This window comes from Leclercia adecarboxylata, assembly GCF_006171285.1.
Lineage (GTDB): Bacteria > Pseudomonadota > Gammaproteobacteria > Enterobacterales > Enterobacteriaceae > Enterobacter > Enterobacter barmai.
The window spans coordinates 1,020,384-1,038,329 of sequence record NZ_CP040889.1 but is presented as its reverse complement, the minus strand read 5'-3'; the positions used below and the strand labels follow the sequence as shown (position 1 = coordinate 1,038,329).

General features: G+C 56.9%; 12 protein-coding genes. 8 read left to right on the top strand and 4 right to left on the bottom strand.

Annotated features, from left to right (window positions below; all coding sequences use genetic code 11):
- The first annotated feature begins 39 nt into the window (after positions 1-39).
- The 4 genes from relA (at position 40) to eno (ending at position 6,412) form a co-directional block, all read left to right on the top strand.
- Positions 40-2,277: a GTP diphosphokinase gene (gene relA / locus FHN83_RS06680; protein ID WP_039029934.1), complete on the top strand. Its 2,238-nt coding sequence runs from the start codon at positions 40-42 to the stop codon at positions 2,275-2,277.
- Between the two features lie 103 nt (positions 2,278-2,380).
- Positions 2,381-3,172 (top strand): nucleoside triphosphate pyrophosphohydrolase, encoded by a 792-nt coding sequence (mazG, locus tag FHN83_RS06675; RefSeq protein ID WP_139563528.1) that lies wholly within the window; start codon positions 2,381-2,383, stop codon positions 3,170-3,172.
- Between the two features lie 224 nt (positions 3,173-3,396).
- Positions 3,397-5,034: a glutamine hydrolyzing CTP synthase gene (gene pyrG, locus FHN83_RS06670; protein WP_039029936.1), complete on the top strand. Its 1,638-nt coding sequence runs from the start codon at positions 3,397-3,399 to the stop codon at positions 5,032-5,034.
- A gap of 82 nt (positions 5,035-5,116) precedes the next feature.
- Entirely contained in the window at positions 5,117-6,412 is a 1,296-nt protein-coding gene (gene eno / locus FHN83_RS06665) for a phosphopyruvate hydratase (RefSeq protein ID WP_039029937.1), read from the top strand.
- A 57-nt stretch (positions 6,413-6,469) separates the two neighbouring features.
- On the opposite strand, the gene FHN83_RS06660 is transcribed toward eno, so the two are convergent.
- On the bottom strand, positions 6,470-7,684 hold the full coding sequence (locus FHN83_RS06660; RefSeq protein WP_139563527.1) for a glycosyltransferase: 1,215 nt from the start codon (positions 7,682-7,684) through the stop codon (positions 6,470-6,472).
- 254 nt (positions 7,685-7,938) lie between these two features.
- On the opposite strand from FHN83_RS06660, the gene queE reads away from it, so the two are divergent.
- Positions 7,939-8,610 carry a 7-carboxy-7-deazaguanine synthase QueE gene (gene queE / locus FHN83_RS06655; protein WP_139563526.1) on the top strand — a complete coding sequence of 224 codons (672 nt, stop codon included), beginning with the start codon at positions 7,939-7,941 and terminating at the stop codon, positions 8,608-8,610.
- A gap of 20 nt (positions 8,611-8,630) precedes the next feature.
- Here queE and FHN83_RS06650 read toward each other — a convergent pair whose 3' ends face one another.
- The gene (locus FHN83_RS06650) at positions 8,631-10,025 is read right to left on the bottom strand and encodes an MFS transporter (protein ID WP_139563525.1); all 1,395 of its coding nucleotides are present in this window, start codon (positions 10,023-10,025) and stop codon (positions 8,631-8,633) included.
- Positions 10,026-10,051: 26 nt separating this feature from the next.
- On the bottom strand, positions 10,052-11,221 hold the full coding sequence (locus FHN83_RS06645; RefSeq protein WP_138370553.1) for a M20 aminoacylase family protein: 1,170 nt from the start codon (positions 11,219-11,221) through the stop codon (positions 10,052-10,054).
- A 171-nt stretch (positions 11,222-11,392) separates the two neighbouring features.
- On the opposite strand from FHN83_RS06645, the gene FHN83_RS06640 reads away from it, so the two are divergent.
- Positions 11,393-13,732: a helix-turn-helix domain-containing protein gene (locus tag FHN83_RS06640; RefSeq protein ID WP_139563524.1), complete on the top strand. Its 2,340-nt coding sequence runs from the start codon at positions 11,393-11,395 to the stop codon at positions 13,730-13,732.
- Here FHN83_RS06640 and queD read toward each other — a convergent pair.
- Positions 13,717-14,079, bottom strand: a complete 363-nt coding sequence (gene queD, locus FHN83_RS06635) for a 6-carboxytetrahydropterin synthase QueD (protein WP_039029943.1) — start codon at positions 14,077-14,079, stop codon at positions 13,717-13,719. The two genes, FHN83_RS06640 and queD, sit on opposite strands and share 16 nt — an antisense overlap.
- Before the next feature lie 307 nt (positions 14,080-14,386).
- On the opposite strand from queD, the gene cysJ reads away from it, so the two are divergent.
- Together cysJ and cysI are read left to right on the top strand one after the other, a co-directional pair.
- On the top strand, positions 14,387-16,192 hold the full coding sequence (gene cysJ, locus FHN83_RS06630) for an NADPH-dependent assimilatory sulfite reductase flavoprotein subunit (RefSeq protein ID WP_138370555.1): 1,806 nt from the start codon (positions 14,387-14,389) through the stop codon (positions 16,190-16,192).
- Positions 16,192-17,904: an assimilatory sulfite reductase (NADPH) hemoprotein subunit gene (cysI, locus tag FHN83_RS06625; protein WP_139563523.1), complete on the top strand. Its 1,713-nt coding sequence runs from the start codon at positions 16,192-16,194 to the stop codon at positions 17,902-17,904. Before cysJ ends, cysI begins: the two co-directional genes overlap by 1 nt.
- Positions 17,905-17,946: the final 42 nt, after the last annotated feature.

Genomic DNA, 17,946 nt, shown 5'->3' with positions numbered 1-17,946 from the left:
GTCGAATTCGACAGGCAAGGGTCCCTAAAGGAGAGGACAATGGTTGCGGTAAGAAGTGCACATCTCAATAAAGCTGGTGAGTTTGACCCACAAAAATGGATCGCAAGTCTGGGGATTGCCAGCCAGCAGTCGTGTGAACGCTTAACCGAAACATGGGCCTATTGTCTGCGCACCACTCAGGGGCATCCCGACGCCGAGCTGATGCTGTGGCGCGGCATTGAAATGGTCGAAATCCTCTCGATGCTGAGCATGGATATCGAAACGCTGCAGGCTGCGCTGCTGTTCCCGCTGGCGGACGCGGAGGTGGTCACAGAAGATGTCCTTCGCGAAAGCGTGGGTAAATCCGTTGTCGCCCTGATCCACGGCGTGCGCGACATGGCGGCCATCCGCCAGCTTAAAGCCACCCACACCGATTCGGTCTCCTCTGAACAGGTCGATAACGTCCGCCGTATGCTGCTGGCGATGGTGGATGATTTCCGCTGCGTGGTGATCAAGCTTGCGGAACGCGTCGCCCATCTGCGGGAAGTGAAAGACGCGCCGGAAGATGAACGCGTGCTGGCGGCGAAAGAGTGCACCAATATCTATGCCCCGCTGGCGAACCGTCTGGGGATCGGGCAGCTGAAATGGGAGCTGGAAGATTACTGCTTCCGCTACCTGCACCCGGCGGAATACAAGCGCATTGCTAAGCTGCTGCACGAGCGCCGTATCGACCGTGAACACTACATCGACGAGTTTGTCGGCGGCTTGCGTAAGTCGATGAAAGAAGAGGGCGTGAAGGCCGAAGTGTATGGCCGTCCGAAGCATATCTACAGCATCTGGCGCAAAATGCAGAAGAAGCATCTCGCCTTTGACGAGCTGTTTGACGTGCGCGCCGTGCGTATCGTGGCGGAGCGGTTACAGGACTGCTACGCCGCGCTGGGTATTGTTCACACCCATTACCGCCACATGCCGGATGAGTTTGACGACTACGTCGCTAACCCGAAACCGAACGGCTACCAGTCGATCCACACTGTGGTGCTGGGGCCGGGCGGCAAACCGGTCGAGATCCAGATCCGTACCAAACAGATGCACGAAGAGTCCGAGCTGGGCGTCGCCGCGCACTGGAAGTACAAAGAGGGCACCTCAGGGGGGGCGCGCTCCGGGCACGAAGATCGCATCGCCTGGCTGCGTAAGCTGATTGCGTGGCAGGAGGAGATGGCCGACTCCGGCGAAATGCTCGACGAAGTGCGCAGCCAGGTCTTTGATGACCGGGTCTACGTCTTTACGCCAAAAGGCGACGTGGTTGACCTGCCTGCGGGCTCAACGCCGCTCGACTTCGCTTACCACATCCACAGTGACGTGGGGCATCGCTGCATCGGGGCCAAAATCGGCGGGCGTATCGTGCCGTTCACCTATCAGCTGCAGATGGGCGATCAGGTGGACATCATCACCCAGAAACAGCCGAACCCGAGCCGCGACTGGCTGAACCCGAACCTCGGCTATATCACTACCAGCCGCGGGCGCTCAAAAATACACGCCTGGTTCCGCAAGCAGGATCGTGACAAGAACATCCTTGCCGGGCGCCAGATCCTCGATGACGAGCTGGAACATTTAGGCATCCACCTGAAAGAGGCGGAAAAATTCCTGCTGCCGCGCTACAACTTTAACGAGCTGGATGAGCTGCTGGCCGCCATTGGGGGCGGAGATATCCGTCTTAACCAGATGGTGAATTTCCTGCAGGCGCAGTTCAACAAACCGAGCGCGGAAGAGCAGGATGCCGCGGCGCTGAAGCAGTTGCAGCAGAAGAGCTACAACCCGCAGCACCGTAGCAAAGAGAAAGACAACGGCAGGGTGGTGGTGGAAGGCGTCGGTAACCTGATGCACCACATCGCCCGCTGCTGCCAGCCGATCCCCGGGGATGAGATCGTCGGCTTTATTACCCAGGGGCGCGGGATCTCCATCCACCGTGCGGACTGCGATCAGTTGGACGACTTACAGTCCCACGCCCCGGAACGCATCGTGGATGCGGTGTGGGGCGAGAGTTATTCTGCCGGTTATTCGCTGGTGGTGCGGGTTTCGGCCAACGACCGCAGCGGCCTGCTGCGCGACATCACCACCATTCTGGCGAATGAAAAGGTGAACGTGCTGGGAGTTGCCAGCCGCAGCGACACCCGTCAGCAGCTCGCCACCATCGATATGACTATCGAAATCTATAACCTGCAGGTGCTGGGCCGGGTGCTCGGCAAGCTGAACCAGGTGCCGGATGTGATTGACGCCCGTCGTCTGCACGGCGGTTAATCTATCTCCCCGGCGGCGCGTTGCTTGCCGGGGCTACGCTTTTACGTAGGCCGGGAAAGGCGTCAGCCGCTACCCGGCAACCTCGATTCAAACAGGATAAGACATGACCCAAATCGACCGCCTGCTCGGCATTATGCAACGCCTGCGCGACCCGGAAAACGGCTGCCCGTGGGACAAAGAGCAGACTTTCGCCACCATCGCCCCCTACACCCTGGAAGAGACCTATGAGGTGCTGGACGCCATCTCCCGGGAAGATTTTGACGATCTGCGCGGCGAACTGGGGGACCTGCTGTTCCAGGTGGTGTTCTACGCGCAAATGGCCCAGGAAGAGGGGCGCTTTGATTTCAACGATATCTGCGCTGCCATCAGCGACAAGCTGGAGCGCCGTCACCCGCACATCTTTGGCGAAGCCACCGCTGAGAACAGCCACGAAGTGCTGGCCCGCTGGGAGCAGATCAAAAGCGCGGAGCGGGCGGAAAAGTCGCAGCATTCCGCGCTGGATGATATCCCGCTGAGCCTGCCGGCGCTGATGCGCGCGCACAAGATCCAGAAACGCTGCTCGACGGTGGGGTTTGACTGGACGACTCTCGGCCCGGTGCTCGACAAAGTGCATGAAGAGATCGACGAGGTGATGCACGAAGCGCAACAGGCGGTTGTGGATCAGGATAAGCTGGAAGAGGAGATGGGCGATCTGCTGTTTGCCACCGTCAATCTTTCGCGTCATTTAGGGGTAAAAGCCGAAGTGGCGTTGCAAAAAGCGAACCTCAAATTCGAGCGTCGCTTCCGGGAAGTGGAGCGCATTATCGCTGCCCGCGGCCTGGAAATGACCGGCGTGGACCTCGAGGCGATGGAAGAAGTGTGGCAGGAAGTAAAACGCCAGGAATCTGATCTCTAACGGGTTTTTGCGATCAAGCGCAATTTGTGTGATTTTTTAAATGACAAGCGCTTGATTTGCGTCAAAAACATTTACCCAAAAGGGGCTATTTTCTCACTCCCAATGTGAGTCAAAGCCTGAGACAGGAGACGGAGAATGAAAGTTTGTGGCGCTCGCCGTGTTCGGGTATACTACTTTCCCGTCCTGGTTATTCCATCGTTTCACCCTAACTTCTCAGGTTCAGCATGACAACGAACTATATTTTTGTGACCGGCGGGGTTGTATCCTCTCTGGGTAAAGGCATTGCCGCAGCCTCCCTCGCAGCCATTCTTGAAGCCCGTGGCCTCAATGTGACCATGATGAAGCTGGATCCGTACATCAACGTCGATCCAGGTACCATGAGCCCAATCCAACACGGGGAAGTGTTCGTTACTGAAGACGGCGCTGAAACCGACCTGGACCTGGGTCACTATGAGCGCTTCATTCGCACCAAAATGACCCGTCGTAACAACTTCACGACTGGCCGCATCTACTCTGACGTTCTGCGTAAAGAGCGTCGCGGTGACTACCTGGGCGCAACCGTTCAGGTTATCCCACACATCACCAACGCCATTAAAGAGCGCATCATTGCCGGTGGCGAAGGCCACGACGTGGTGCTGGTTGAAATCGGTGGTACCGTAGGTGATATCGAATCCCTGCCGTTCCTTGAAGCGATTCGCCAGCTGGCGGTGGATATCGGTCGTGAACACGCGCTGTTCATGCACCTGACCCTGGTGCCTTACATGGCTGCCGCAGGTGAAGTGAAAACTAAACCGACCCAGCACTCTGTTAAAGAGCTGCTCTCTATCGGTATTCAGCCTGATATCCTGGTTTGCCGCTCCGATCGTGCGGTTCCGGCCAACGAACGTGCAAAAATTGCATTGTTCTGTAACGTGCCAGAAAAAGCCGTTATTTCAATGAAAGATGTCGATTCCATTTATAAAATCCCGGGCCTGTTGAAATCACAGGGTCTGGACGATTATATTTGTAAACGATTCAGCTTGAACTGTCCGGAAGCTAACCTGTCTGAATGGGAACAGGTTATTTACGAAGAAGCGAACCCGGCAGGCGAAGTGACTATCGGTATGGTCGGCAAGTACATTGAACTGCCGGACGCCTATAAGTCAGTTATCGAAGCGCTGAAACATGGTGGCCTGAAGAACCGCGTTACCGTCAACATCAAGCTGATCGATTCGCAGGATGTTGAAACCCGCGGTGTAGAAATTCTGAAAGATCTGGATGCTATTCTCATCCCTGGCGGCTTCGGCTACCGTGGTGTTGAGGGCAAGATCGCTACCGCACGCTATGCGCGTGAAAACAATATTCCTTACCTCGGCATTTGCCTGGGTATGCAGGTTGCGCTGATTGAATTTGCACGCAACGTGGTGGGGATGGAAAACGCGAACTCTACGGAATTTGTGCCAGACTGTAAGTACCCTGTTGTGGCGCTGATTACCGAATGGCGCGACGAAGAAGGTAACGTCGAAGTCCGTACCGAGAAAAGCGATCTGGGTGGCACGATGCGTCTGGGTTCTCAGGCTTGCCAGCTCTCTGACGACAGCCTGGTACGCCAGATGTACGGTGCGCCGGTCATCACTGAGCGCCATCGTCACCGTTACGAAGTGAACAACCTGCTGTTGAAACAAATTGAAGCCGCGGGTCTGCGTATTGCGGGCCGCTCCGGGGACGATCAGTTGGTCGAGATCATCGAAGTGCCGAACCACCCATGGTTCGTTGCCTGTCAGTTCCACCCGGAATTTACTTCTACGCCGCGTGATGGACATCCGCTGTTTGCTGGCTTTGTGAAAGCCGCCAATGAGTTCCAGAAGCGTCAGGCGAAGTAAGAAAAGTTAGAACGGCAACGCGTACCAAAGGTACGCGTTGTTTGTCTGGAGTTTTAGTTTAACTTGTACTGAGGAAAATCTAATGTCCAAAATCGTTAAAGTCATCGGTCGTGAAATCATCGACTCCCGTGGTAACCCGACTGTTGAAGCCGAAGTACACCTGGAAGGTGGTTTCGTAGGTATGGCTGCTGCGCCGTCAGGTGCTTCTACTGGTTCCCGCGAAGCGCTGGAACTGCGCGATGGCGACAAATCCCGCTTCCTGGGCAAAGGCGTAACCAAAGCGGTTGGCGCAGTAAACGGTCCTATTGCTCAGGCAATCCTTGGCAAAGATGCCAAAGATCAGGCTGGCATTGACAAGATCATGATCGATCTGGACGGTACTGAAAACAAATCTAACTTCGGTGCTAACGCAATCCTGGCTGTTTCCCTGGCGAACGCCAAAGCAGCAGCTGCTTCTAAAGGTCAGCCACTGTTCGAACACATTGCTGAACTGAACGGCACTCCAGGCAAATACTCTATGCCAGTTCCGATGATGAACATCATCAACGGCGGTGAGCACGCAGACAACAACGTTGATATTCAGGAATTTATGATTCAGCCAGTTGGCGCGAAATCCCTGAAAGAAGCAGTACGTATGGGTTCTGAAGTGTTCCACAACCTGGCTAAAGTTCTGAAAGCTAAAGGCATGAACACTGCAGTAGGTGACGAAGGTGGTTATGCACCTAACCTGGGCTCCAACGCCGAAGCACTGGCTGTAATCGCTGAAGCGGTTAAAGCAGCTGGCTACGAGCTGGGCACCGACATCACCCTGGCGATGGACTGTGCAGCATCTGAATTCTACAAAGACGGTAAATACGTTCTGGCTGGCGAAGGCAACAAAGCATTCACCTCCGAAGAGTTCACTCACTTCCTGGAAGACCTGACCAAACAGTACCCAATCGTCTCTATCGAAGACGGTCTGGACGAGTCTGACTGGACTGGTTTCGCATACCAGACCAAAGTTCTGGGCGACAAAATCCAGCTGGTTGGTGACGATCTGTTCGTAACCAACACCAAGATTCTGAAAGAAGGTATCGAGAAAGGCATCGTTAACTCCATCCTGATCAAATTCAACCAGATCGGTTCTCTGACCGAAACTCTGGCTGCGATCAAAATGGCGAAAGACGCTGGCTACACTGCCGTTATCTCTCACCGTTCAGGCGAAACTGAAGACGCTACCATCGCTGACCTGGCTGTTGGTACCGCTGCAGGCCAGATCAAAACCGGTTCTATGAGCCGTTCTGACCGTGTTGCTAAATACAACCAGCTGATTCGTATCGAAGAAGCGCTGGGCGAAAAAGCACCATACAACGGTCGTAAAGAGATCAAAGGTCAGTAATTCATACTGAACCTTAATCTTTAGAAAAAACCCGCTTCGGCGGGTTTTTTTATGTCATCACGCCGTCGGGACGCTATGACGTGTGCGTACCGCGTGTTCAATAATTTCGGCAGCCCGTGCTGCCCCTCCGGCATTTATCAGCTGAGTCTGGAGGGCGGTGATGCGCTGCGTGTACTGCTTGTTTTCCAGCAGCTCGAGAAGATGCTGGCTGAGCGTATGGCTCGGCGAAAAACGGCAGGCCTTAAGGCCAATGCCGCTGAAAACCACGCGGGCGGCGACGCCTGGCTGATCAAACGCCAGCGGCACGGCGAGGATCGGCGTGGCGGTGGCGATGGCATCCATCACCGTATTCAGCCCTGCATGGGTGATGACGGCGCTGGCATCGCGTAATACCGCCAGCTGATCGGTAAATCCTACGGTTTGCGCCCCCGCACGCGCCAGCCGGGCGGTTTGACTGGCATTTAGCCCGTCACAGTGGGCAATAAGCAAGGGCACGCCAGCCTCCCGGCAGGCGCGGGTAATCTTGCGGAACAGTCCATAGCGGTAGCCCTGCAGCGTGCCTAATGATGCAAAAACAAACCGCTTTTTATTGCCGGAAGAGACCCCTGGCGGATCGTGGCGTAGCGGACCTACCGCATGGAAGCAGGCGGGCAAGGTGCGTGGAAAATCAAAGCCTGGGATGGTCTGGCTGATTTGCGCCAATGGCGACAGGCATTGATCCAGCCTGTTACGCGCGGGCAGACCAAACGCCCGGGCATGACGGGCAATGACCCGCCCCTGTCCCGACATTAGCCAGTCATAAACATCCGCGCTGGAGGCGTATAATTTCCGGCTGCGATCGCTGGTGCCATAGCGAAAAGGCATCACCGGCAAGGGGATGGTGCTATCCCGGTTTACCGGCAGGGCGCAGCAGATGGAGATAAAGGGCAGGTTGAGCGCTTGTGCGACCAGCCCTCCTGCTGGCTCCATCTGATCGACAATCACGGCGTCAATATTGTGTTGTCTGAAGGCATGGGGCAGTTCACGGCACAGCATATCGGTAACGCTTGCCATACCTGATATCAGGCGAAAAAATCCCGGCTCATGCATCCCAGACGGCGTGGGGTGACCCACCGGGATGAAGTGCGCCTGCGGTTCCCTGAGCAGCGAGCGAGCCTCTTCCTGCTGAAAAAAAGTGACCCGATGACCGCGCACGATAAGGTGTTTCGCCAGTGCTTCCATAGCCTGCATATGGCTGTATAACGGTAGCGTTATTACCGCAAAATGGCTCATTCTGCTTGTCCAGTATTCTGATGGCGACTCAGTCAAGGGGGTTAACGTCGACGCGAGCCGGGTGGGGGATATCTTAAAAGCGTAGCGTAAGTTTTTATGTTTTTAACATTGCCTTCTGACAACGGCTTTCCACCCTAATGCCGTTAGCCTGGCTATCCTTAAACTGACAGGAATTAAATCGTGGCCGGGGTTGTTTTGCCTGATTATGTGCGATCTGCAATAATGCCCCCCCGTAAATCTGACCAGAGATAACTATGCAGTACCCGATTAACGAGATGTTCCAGGCCCTGCAAGGCGAGGGTTACTTCACCGGCGTTCCCGCTATCTTCATTCGTCTGCAGGGATGCCCGGTTGGCTGTGCCTGGTGTGATACCAAACATACCTGGGAAACGCTCAGCGATCGGGAAGTTTCACTGTTCAGCATTCTGGCGAAAACTAAAGAGAGCGACAAATGGGGCTCGGCAAACCCGGACGATCTGCTGGCGATCATTGGTCGTCAGGGCTGGACGGCGCGCCATGTGGTGATCACCGGCGGTGAACCCTGCATTCACGACCTGATGCCGCTGACCATGCTGCTGGAAAGCAACGGCTTTAGCTGCCAGATTGAAACCAGCGGCACCCACGAAGTACGCTGCTCCCACACCACCTGGGTGACGGTATCGCCAAAAGTGAATATGCGCGGCGGGTATGACGTGCTGTCCCAGGCGCTGGAACGCGCGGACGAGATTAAACACCCGGTCGGCCGCGTACGCGATATCGAAGCGCTGGATGAACTGCTGGAAACCTTAACGGACGATAAGCAGCGGGTGATTGCCCTGCAGCCGATCTCTCAGAAAGAAGATGCCACGCGCCTGTGTATCGAGACCTGTATCGCGCGGAACTGGCGTCTGTCGATGCAGACGCACAAATATCTGAATATCGCCTGACAGCCCTGCGGCCCCTGTGATTAAGGGGCCCGCAGTCTGGGTAACAACGCCCAGGTCACTACCGCCGAGCCGAGACAAATCGCACTGTTAAACAGCAGCGCGTATTGGGCGGCGCTGGCCATGCCCAGCGGCAGCAGCAGGGCATACAGCGAAGCCGTCACGGCGATTCCCATTGCTCCACCCAGCGAACTCCCCATCTTGTAGATCCCGGACGCCACGCCGACTTTACTCTCCGGCGCGTTCATCACCGCCGTGTCAGTCGATGGCGTGGCGTAACAGCCCAATCCCAGGCCAAACAGGACGTTGCTCAAAAAGACGGTGACGATATAGATCTCTTTGCTTAAGAAGGTGCAGGAGATAAAGGTAATGCCGATCGCGGTCAGCACGGGCCCGGTCATCATCGGCAGGCGGGCACCATAGCGTTGCAGCAGTTTCTCCCCCACGCGGATCATGGCGAGCACGGTCACCAGATACCCCAGGGTCATCATCCCGGTTTGCAAAGGCGTCAGATGATGACCTTGCTGCAGCCAGATGCTGGTGATCATCATGGTGCCAATACAGCCGTTGAGCATGAAGTTGGAGAGCACCGCCGCGCTGTAGGCCCGGTTTTTAAACAGCGCAAAATCAATCAGCGCCGCATCGCCTTTACGCAGGCCGGTTATGATAAAGCCCAGCGCCGCCAGGATCGCCGCCCCCAGCACCGCCAGCGACAGGCCGCTACTCCAGCCCCAGCTGTGCCCTTTGCTGATAAACAGGTTGAGCAGCACCAGCATAAAGACAAAACTCACCAGCCCGCCAATATCCAGCTTATGCTGACCAGCGCTGGCGCTCCGGCTTTCGGGCGTACCGCGGATGAGCAGCAGAGCCGCCAGAGCCATCACGATGGAGAAAATAAATATCAAGCGCCAGCCCAGGCTGGTGGCGATCGCGCCGCCCACAAACGAGCTCAGGCCGCTACCACCCCAGGAGCCAATTACCCAGAAACTGATCGCCCGCTGGCGCGCTTTGCCTTCGTACCAGGTTTTAATCAGCGCCAGGGTGGCGGGCATAATGCAGGCCGCCGACAGCCCCTGGATCGCCCGTCCCAGCAGAAAGAGCACCGGCTCCCGGGCCATAAACAGCAGGCCGCTGCCGACAATACTCAGCACCAGGCCGATGACCGTCAGGCGCACGCGACCAAACTTATCGGCAAAGCCGCCGCTGGCAACGACAAAGCAGCCGCTGAATAACGCGCTGAGGCTGACCGCCAGCGTGAGCGTCTCCAGGGAAATGTCGAGGCTATTTTTCATGGCCGGCACCACGTTGATCACCGACTGGGCAAATAACCAGAATGTCAGAACGCTCAGAACAATACCCGCCAGCAGTCGATCGTTACCTGCAAAAGCCGGGGTGCCTGTCAGGGGAACGGTACTCATTGTGCAGCCCTCCTGGGGATACGCGATTAACGCAGATAGTGTTCGGTCAGGGCGCTCCAGAGCGCGGCACCGGTGAGCAGGATCTTGTCGTTAAAGTCATAGCCCGGGTTATGCACCATGCAGCGATCCGCTTCGTCGCCGGCACCAATGGTGAAGTAACAGCCGTCGGGGTTCTTCTCAAGCATGAAGGCGAAATCTTCGCTGCCCATAAATGCACCCACGGTGGCGACCGCATCCTGTCCGAACAGATCCTGGGCGACGGTACGCACCATCTCGTTGGCGGCGGGGTTATTGGTGAGTACCGGGCTGCCGTTGATATGCCGGATTGTGGCCGTGGCGTTGAAGCTTTCTGCCTGCGCAACCGCGATGTCGTGGATACGCTGCAGAACGGTCTGGCGCACCTTCTCGTTCAGCGTGCGCACGGTCAGCTTCATCAGCACTTTTTCGTTGATGATATTGGGCGCATGTCCGGCCTGAATACTGCCGACGGTGACCACCGCAGGCTCAAACGGGGTGATATTGCGCGACACAATCGACTGCAGGGCGAGGGTGATGTGGCAGGCCACCAGCGTGGCATCGACGGTATGTTCCGGCAGGGCACCGTGCCCGCCGACGCCGTTAACTTCAATGTGCAGGGTGTCAGAGGAGGCCATCATGGCGCCATCGCGCAGGCCAATTTTGCCGAGCTTTTGCCCGGGCATATTATGCAGACCGAAAATATGGTCGCAGGGGAAGGTATCAAACAGGCCATCTTCGACCATTACCCGCCCGCCGTACAGCAGCTCTTCAGCCGGCTGGAAAATCAGGTGCAGCGTACCGTTAAAATTGCGGGTGCGCGCCAGGTATTCGGCGGCATAGAGCAGGGTGGTGGTATGGCCGTCATGGCCGCAGCCGTGGAATTTGCCCGCAACGGTGCTGCTCCAGGCTTTGCCGCTGTCCTCCTGCATCGGTAACGCATCCATATCGGCGCGCAGGCCCAGGCGTTTGCTGCCGTTGCCCACTTTCAGGGTGCCTACCACTCCGGTTTTCGCCATTCCGCGATGCACGTCGTAACCCCACTGCTGGAGCAACTCTGCGACGCGCTGGCTGGTTTGTTGCTCCTCGAAACCGATTTCGGGGTGCTGATGAAAATGGCGGCGCAGCTCAATAAACTGCGCCTCGTTGCGCTGCAGTGCTTCAACAATCGGATGTGTCATTTTTGTTATCCTTTTTTTATCAAACAATGCTAATTTCGAGTTTATGCCGATCGCAGCGACGGAAAATGCACTTTTTTGTTGTGAAGCGACGCTTTATTTCTGATTGTTTTTCATACAATTCTGTTATGACAAAAAACAGCGCGTCATTATTTGTCTTCCCGGGAGGGGCAAATGGAGCAACGGGGTAGCGAATTTTCGGTGAAGGTGCAGGACATTCGTCAGTTTCATCAGGAGGAGGACGATGCACTGACCCTGCTGTGGCTGCTGGAAGGCAGCGCGGAACTGAAAACCGACCAGCGGCAGGTGACTCTGGAGGCGGATAGCCTGACCATCGTCAACCCTAATCAACGCTGGCAGCTCACCAGCGAGAGCGGGAATACGACGATGTGCGTTGTGCTTTCCGGACGCTGGATCCAGCAGCTTTGCCGCGACTTTTTCGCCCACGATTACGCCATTCCGTCCGACGCCGGGGGCGGCTGGCCCCAGTGTGATGAGCTACGCCATCTCCTGCGCCAGCTGCTGGCAAGCACCCTCATCAACGAGCAGCATCGCTACCGGCTGGAAGCAATCCGCTGGCTGAGCGAGATCCTGCTGCTGTTGACCAGCCGGTTCCAGCAGCCCGCCCGCCTGATCCTGCGGGAAAACCATCCGGGCTTAAGCAAACGTATCGCCCGGGTGGTGGAACGCATCAACGCCAGCTACACCCGACGCATTACCCTGGCAGAAATCGCCGAAAGTGAATTTGTCTCGGAAGCCTGGCTCTCCCGTCTTTTTCGTAAAGAGATGGGCGTCAGTTTTATGCAGTACATTACGACCCTGCGGCTGGAAAAGGCCGCCGATGCGCTTCGCCTGACCAGTCGACCGCTGCACCAGATTGCGCTGGAGCAGGGATTCGCCAGTACGCGCATGATGAGCGATCTGTTCCGGCGTCATTACCAGATGGCCCCGGGAGAGTTTCGTAAACAACGACGTTCTCACCCCGGTACGCCCCGTTTACGCCAGAGCAACGGGGAGCAGCTCTACCCGGTGGCGGTGGACAGGCTTTTCAGCCTGCTGAATCAACCCGAAACGCGCGGCCGGGAGCCGTCGTCATTAACCCCTCATCCGGTGCAGGAGAGAGTACTCGATCTGCCCCTTCTCAAACCTTCCGCGCCGCTGCGCCATACCCGAATGGTGGTGACGGTGCGTGAGCTGGACGATCTGTTGCGTGAGGACGTGCGTCGGGAGCTGGAAAAGCTCGGGGAGGCGATGCCCGTTTACGGGATCGATATCGCGGAACCCTTTCTCAGCAGCCGCCTGTTTGCCAGCGGCTGGGACGATCCGCAGATGGCGGGGTATGCCTGCTGGTACAACCTTCATCAGGTCTTCACCTGGCTTGGGCAAAAACAGTGGGCGGTGCTGCTGCATACCGGCCTGACCACCCGCACTGATTTGCTTGCACGCTTTTTACAGCAGTCGGTTAATCACTTTTCACCCGATATCACCGGCAGCTGGCAGTTTGTGATGCACTGGTCGACGCAGGCGAGCGAGGAGACGCGGTCACAGGTCTGGCAGGCCCAGCGGGCGACGCTTCGCGAGTATCTGCCGCAGGCGACGTTCGGCATCTGGCACCGCTTTTCCCCCGGCCATGGTGCGCAAAATGACGAGGCGCTGCTGAACTCCACTCTTCTTACGCAGGCCGATTTTTTGGCCTGTCCGGCCGATGCCAACGAGCTTCTCGATCTGGCGCAGCTGGATCCGGCCCATCTCTCCTCCTCAGAAAATTATCCGGTACAGAAGATCCGGCAGATCCTGACCTCGCTTCGCCAGCGCAAGATCTCTCTTCCGCTATGGCTGCTGTCGTGGAACACCCTCACCGGGAATACCCGGACGACCAACGGCGGGTTTTTCCGCGGGGCACTGCTGATGCAAAACCTGCTCGGGCTTTCGGAGCAGGTCTGGCTGGCGGGGTTCTGGCTTAATTCAGGCTTACAGGGCGAAGCGCGGGCCAACAACACCATCGATACGTCGAGCCTTGCCCTGCAGTACAACCACGGCCTGCCTCGCCCCATCTACTGGGTGCTCTGGCTGTGGCGACGCCTGCGCGGTGAAATGCTGGTAAACGAAAAGAACCTTCTGCTGTTGCGCCACCACAACGGATATCAGCTGTTACTGTGCAATACGGTGGTATTTAACCCGCTGCTCTCCAGCGAAGAGGCTTTTATTCAGCGTTTTCGCCAGCAGTACCATGTCCAGTTGAAGGGATTAAGCGGCAGATGGCGGATTAAGTGCCACCTGTTTGATCAGCACAACGGCGCGCTGTACCCCTTAATTGAAGGCGTGCGCAGTGAAAGGGGGCCGGACGAAGAGATGTGGCGCTGGGTTGAGCATAAAGCGCGTCCAATGCTGTCAATGCATGATGAACGGCTTCATGAAGGCTGGCAGATAGCGGAATCGCTGGAAAGCAACGCGCTTATGCTCTTTGAGCTCGCGCCGTTGCTTCCTCATGAGGGGGATCACTCGCCGCGATAGATGCAGCCGGCGGTGCAGGTCTCTTTGATCATCACCGCGCTCAGCAGCGGCACCAGCGGTTTCATCTCATTCCAGATCCACTTCGCCAGCACTTCGCTGGTCGGATTTTCCAGCCCTGGAATATCATTCAGATAGTAGTGATCGAGGCGGTCATAGGTCGGTTTGAACGCCGCTTTCAGTTCGGAGAAATCCATAATCCAGCCGGTATGCGGATCGACTTCACCCGTGATCTCCAGACGCACCATAAAGGAGTGCCCATGCAGGCGACCACATTTATGCCCTTCCGGGACGTGAGGCAGATGGTGGGCGGCTTCGAACATAAAATCTTTAAACAGCGTGGTGGACATCGTGGACTCTCAAAAATGCGGAAAAAACCGGCGTAGAGTACCGGAAAGTACATTTTTTATCATTAACTAAAACGGTCATTATAGGGAGGGCACCGGGTAGCCAGTATAACCACTCTTTTTCTCTATATTTTTCAATCGGATAATTAATCAGTTTTATCGTTAAGAACAATAACTAAAAGAGGTTAGTCCATTTGGTTATTTATTATTTCCATCCCTTCTTTAATTGTTATGATCCGCGCCGTTAACCTTACACTCTGTTCTGTCTTTCAGATAAAAATTCAGCTTTGCTACTGGAACATAACGACGCATGACAACACAGGCCCCACCTTCAAATTTGCTTCCCCTGAACCCGGAGCAACTGGCACGCCTGCAGGCGGCCACCACTGATTTCTCGCCCACCCAGCTTGCCTGGGTATCCGGTTATTTCTGGGGAATGCTCAATCAACAGCCGGGGGCTGTGGCGAGTGCACCGGCTGCGGCCGTTGAGATCCCGGCGATTACGCTTATCTCCGCCTCGCAAACCGGCAATGCCCGCCGCGTGGCTGAAGCCCTGCGTGACGATCTGCTCGCAGCCAAACTGAACGTGAACCTGGTGAACGCCGGGGATTATAAATTTAAGCAAATCGCGTCAGAAAAACTGGTTGTCGTTGTGACCTCTACCCAGGGCGAAGGTGAGCCGCCTGAAGAAGCGGTTGCGCTGCATAAGTTCCTGTTCTCGAAAAAGGCGCCAAAACTAGCGGGCACCGCGTTTGCGGTCTTCGGCCTGGGCGACTCCTCCTACGAATTCTTCTGCCAGTCGGGCAAAGATTTTGACAACAAGCTGGCCGAACTGGGCGCTGAACGCCTGCTGGATCGCGTTGATACCGACGTTGAATACCAGACCGCGGCGGCCGAATGGCGCGCACGTATTGTCGATGTGCTGAAAGCCCGCGTCCCGACCGAGACGCCAGCCCAGGCGGCAGCCACTGCCACTGGCGTGGTCAACGACATTCACACCAGCCCGTACACCAAAGAAGCCCCGCTGACGGCGAGCCTGTCGGTGAACCAGAAAATCACCGGTCGTGATTCTGAAAAAGACGTGCGCCACATCGAAATCGATCTGGGCGACTCCGGCCTGCGCTACCAGCCGGGCGATGCCCTGGGCGTCTGGTACCAGAACGATCCGGCCCTGGTGAAAGAGCTGGTTGAACTGCTGTGGCTGAAAGGCGACGAGCAGGTCACCCTGGACGGCAAAACGCTGCCGCTCTCTGAAGCGCTGCAGTGGCATTTCGAGCTGACCGTGAACACCGCGAACATCGTGGAGAATTACGCCACCCTGACCCGCAGCGAATCCCTGCTGCCGCTGGTGGGCGACAAAGCCAAACTGCAACACTACGCAGCCACGACGCCCATCGTCGATATGGTTCGTTTCTCGCCAGCCCAGCTGGATGCTGAGGCGTTAACCAGCCTGCTGCGTCCGCTGACGCCGCGTCTGTACTCTATCGCCTCCGCGCAGGCCGAGGTGGAAAGCGAAGTTCACGTCACCGTAGGCGTGGTGCGTTACGACATCGAAGGTCGTGCCCGTGCCGGCGGCGCATCGAGCTTCCTGGCGGATCGCGTGGAAGAAGAGGGCGAGGTGCGGGTCTTTATCGAGCACAACGACAACTTCCGTCTGCCTGCCAACCCGGAAACCCCGGTCATTATGATTGGTCCGGGCACCGGCATCGCGCCGTTCCGCGCCTTTATGCAGCAGCGTGCTGCCGACGAAGCGCCGGGCAAAAACTGGCTGTTCTTCGGCAACCCGCACTTCACCGAAGATTTCCTCTATCAGGTGGAGTGGCAGCGCTACGTTAAAGAGGGCGTGCTGAGCCGTATCGATCTGGCCTGGTCCCGCGATCAAAAAGAAAAAATCTACGTACAAGACAAACTGCGCGAACAGGGCGCAGAGCTGTGGCGCTGGATCAATGACGGTGCCCACATTTATGTCTGCGGCGACGCCAATCGCATGGCGAAAGACGTTGAGCAGGCTTTGCTGGAAGTGATTGCTGAATTCGGTGGCATGGATACTGAATCGGCGGATGAATATTTAAGTGAGCTGCGCGTCGAGCGCCGTTATCAGCGAGATGTCTACTAATGAGCGAAAAACATCCTGGCCCTCTGGTGGTCGAAGGCAAACTGTCTGATGCCGAGCGCATGAAGGTTGAGAGTAACTACCTGCGCGGCACCATTGCCGAAGATTTAAATGACGGTCTGACCGGCGGTTTTAAAGGCGACAACTTCCTGCTGATCCGTTTCCACGGTATGTACCAGCAGGACGATCGCGATATTCGCGCCGAGCGTGCTGAACAGAAGCTGGAGCCGCGTCATGCGATGCTGCTGCGCTGCCGTCTGCCGGGTGGGATCATCACCACCAAACAGTGGCAGGCGATCGACAAGTTCGCCCATGACAACACTATCTACGGCAGCATCCGTCTGACCAACCGTCAGACCTTCCAGTTTCACGGCATCCTGAAGAAGAACGTGAAGCCGGTACACCAGATGCTGCACTCCGTCGGGCTGGACGCGCTGGCAACCGCCAACGACATGAACCGTAACGTGCTCTGCACCTCTAACCCGTACGAGTCCGAGCTGCACGCTGAAGCGTACGAGTGGGCGAAGAAGATCTCCGAGCATCTGCTGCCGCGTACCCGCGCCTATGCTGAGATCTGGCTCGACCAGGAGAAGGTCGCGACCACGGACGAAGAGCCGATCCTCGGCCAGACCTACCTGCCGCGTAAGTTCAAAACGACGGTGGTCATCCCGCCGCAGAACGATATCGATCTGCACGCCAACGACATGAACTTTGTGGCGATTGCCGAGAACGGCAAGCTGGTGGGCTTTAACCTGCTGGTGGGCGGCGGTCTCTCTATTGAGCACGGTAACAAGAACACCTACGCCCGTACCGCGAGCGAGTTTGGCTATCTGCCGCTAGAGCACACTCTGGCGGTGGCGGAAGCGGTCGTCACCACCCAGCGCGACTGGGGTAACCGTACCGATCGTAAAAACGCCAAGACCAAATACACCCTCGAGCGCGTGGGCGTTGAGACCTTCAAAGCCGAAGTGGAGCGTCGCGCGGGCATTAAGCTTGAGCCGATCCGTCCGTACGAATTCACCGGTCGCGGGGATCGCATCGGCTGGGTTAAAGGTATCGACAATAAATGGCACCTGACGCTGTTTATTGAAAACGGCCGTATCCTGGATTATCCGGGCCGTCCGCTGAAAACCGGCCTGCTGGAGATCGCGAAGATCCACAAAGGTGAATTCCGTATCACCGCCAACCAGAACCTGATTATTGCCGGCGTGCCGGAAAGCCAGAAGGCGAAGATCGAGAAGCTGGCGCGGGATCATGCCCTGATGGACGCGGTGAAGCCGCAGCGTGAAAACTCCATGGCCTGCGTGTCGTTCCCGACCTGTCCGCTGGCGATGGCCGAAGCGGAACGTTTCCTGCCGTCATTTACTGACAAAGTGGAAGCGATTCTGGAAAAACACGGCATTCCGGATGAGCATATCGTGATGCGCGTCACCGGCTGCCCGAACGGCTGTGGCCGCGCGATGCTCGCCGAGCTGGGTCTGGTGGGTAAAGCGCCGGGTCGTTACAACCTGCACCTGGGGGGTAACCGCAGCGGAACGCGTATTCCACGTATGTATCGCGAGAACATCACGGAACCTGAAATTCTCAACTCGATTGATGAGTTAGTCGGGCGCTGGGCGAAAGAGCGCGAAGCGGGTGAAGGCTTCGGCGACTTTACGGTGCGTGCGGGCATCATTCGCCCGGTGCTCGATCCCGCCCGGGATTTCTGGGAGTAATACCGCACGGGTTTTGTAGGCCGGGCAAACGCAGTGCCGCCC

Bases quoted from the DNA above. Each gene is read 5' to 3' on its own strand.
- FHN83_RS06660 (WP_139563527.1), bottom strand. From the start codon at position 7,684: ATGAGCCATTTTGCGGTAATAACGCTACCGTTATACAGCCATATGCAG.
- queE (WP_139563526.1), top strand. From the start codon at position 7,939: ATGCAGTACCCGATTAACGAGATGTTCCAGGCCCTGCAAGGCGAGGGT.
- cysJ (WP_138370555.1), top strand. From the start codon at position 14,387: ATGACAACACAGGCCCCACCTTCAAATTTGCTTCCCCTGAACCCGGAG.
- FHN83_RS06645 (WP_138370553.1), bottom strand. From the start codon at position 11,221: ATGACACATCCGATTGTTGAAGCACTGCAGCGCAACGAGGCGCAGTTT.
- pyrG (WP_039029936.1), top strand. From the start codon at position 3,397: ATGACAACGAACTATATTTTTGTGACCGGCGGGGTTGTATCCTCTCTG.
- mazG (WP_139563528.1), top strand. From the start codon at position 2,381: ATGACCCAAATCGACCGCCTGCTCGGCATTATGCAACGCCTGCGCGAC.
- cysI (WP_139563523.1), top strand. From the start codon at position 16,192: ATGAGCGAAAAACATCCTGGCCCTCTGGTGGTCGAAGGCAAACTGTCT.
- FHN83_RS06640 (WP_139563524.1), top strand. From the start codon at position 11,393: ATGGAGCAACGGGGTAGCGAATTTTCGGTGAAGGTGCAGGACATTCGT.
- queD (WP_039029943.1), bottom strand. From the start codon at position 14,079: ATGTCCACCACGCTGTTTAAAGATTTTATGTTCGAAGCCGCCCACCAT.
- relA (WP_039029934.1), top strand. From the start codon at position 40: ATGGTTGCGGTAAGAAGTGCACATCTCAATAAAGCTGGTGAGTTTGAC.
- eno (WP_039029937.1), top strand. From the start codon at position 5,117: ATGTCCAAAATCGTTAAAGTCATCGGTCGTGAAATCATCGACTCCCGT.
- FHN83_RS06650 (WP_139563525.1), bottom strand. From the start codon at position 10,025: ATGAGTACCGTTCCCCTGACAGGCACCCCGGCTTTTGCAGGTAACGAT.